Raw genomic sequence first — 1,192 nt, forward strand, 5'->3', positions numbered from 1 at the left:
CGGAGGAACCTGAGACGCCTTGATCTTCGGGCGTTGAGCCCGCGCCCGATCGGGCAGTCAGATTCGCTCCGTAGGCCACCCAGGGGGCCCTGGGACCAGAGGTGTGGGGCATGTGAGTGTGAAGTAGACGGAATTCGCCTACCGGCGATGAGAAGGGGTCTGACATGACAGACGTCGACAAGGCCAAGCACCGAGAGCTGCTCTTGGCTCTGGAAACTCTGGTCAAAGACGACTCGGCGGCCGCGGCCCCGACCGGTAAGTGGTCCGAACTCATGGACAAGGTGATTGGCGATGCGGGAGTCGGAAGCCTCGACGCGGATTGCTTTGCTCCGCCGATGGACGATGATGCCGATCTGAACGATATGCCCGCCGACAACATGCATACGCTGGCTGCGGAGATCGACAGCCAGTTCACCGCTGATGGAGACGACTTCAAGCGGTACAACGGCCTGCTGGCAGTGATCGGCGTCAAAGCGAAAAGCGTGCAGCAGGCCGAAGGCTGGGGCCCGGCGCTGTGGCAGGCAAAGTCGGAGATCGACGACAGCGTCCGCTATCTGCACGCTCCTCAGGGCGAGGACGATCCGGAGTTCGAGGACGGGAAGCCGCTCGCCGATGATCTCCGCTGGGCGGAGGTGCCCCCGACACCCGAATACCTTGATCAGCCGGACGAGGCCGGGCTGAGTCTTGAGGATGCCGCCCGCGCGGCCGGTGCCGTACGGCTGGGCAGTGGCTTCCCGAACTGGTGGTACAAGGTTGACAGCGGGCAACACGTCTTCGCTCAGGCCGGTACCGCAGAAGCCTTCAGCCACGCGACGTGGACCGCCAAGGACCCGCGCACTGCCCCGTCGGCAGCGGGGCCGAGCATTGAGGAGGCGGCGCGCAACGCGGGCGCCGCACGGCTGGGCAGCGACTTCCCGGACTGGTGGTACAAGCAAGAGGGCGGGAAATTCGTCTATGCCCAGGCCAGTACCGCAGAATCCCTCCGCAGCGCGGTGTGGTCCGCCACCGACCCGCGTACGCCCGAGCCCGAAGAGACCCCGGAGCAGTATCTGAGCCGAGCCGTGTCCTACGTGGCCCGCGAGCTCAACCTGACCGAGGACAGCGCGCTCCGTCAGGCGGTCGCACAGGAGATCGTGCGGCAGACCGAGCACGTCTGAGGCATCGTCTTCGGCCCGATCAGGTGGCCTTCGCC

Annotated in this window: 1 protein-coding gene; it reads left to right on the forward strand. The window is 65.8% G+C overall.

Features of this window, described 5'->3' with window-relative positions; all coding sequences use genetic code 11:
- Window positions 1–164: 164 nt before the first annotated feature.
- The gene (locus ABZ854_RS37280; protein WP_361220511.1) at window positions 165–1,157 is read left to right on the forward strand and encodes a hypothetical protein; all 993 of its coding nucleotides are present in this window, start codon (window positions 165–167) and stop codon (window positions 1,155–1,157) included.
- The last annotated feature ends 35 nt before the right edge of the window (window positions 1,158–1,192 follow it).

Source organism: Streptomyces sp. NPDC047028 (assembly GCF_040644095.1).
Taxonomy (GTDB): Bacteria; Actinomycetota; Actinomycetes; order Streptomycetales; family Streptomycetaceae; genus Streptomyces.

Coding starts and splice junctions, on each gene's coding strand:
- ABZ854_RS37280 (WP_361220511.1), top strand. CDS start 165: ATGACAGACGTCGACAAGGCCAAGCACCGAGAGCTGCTCTTGGCTCTG.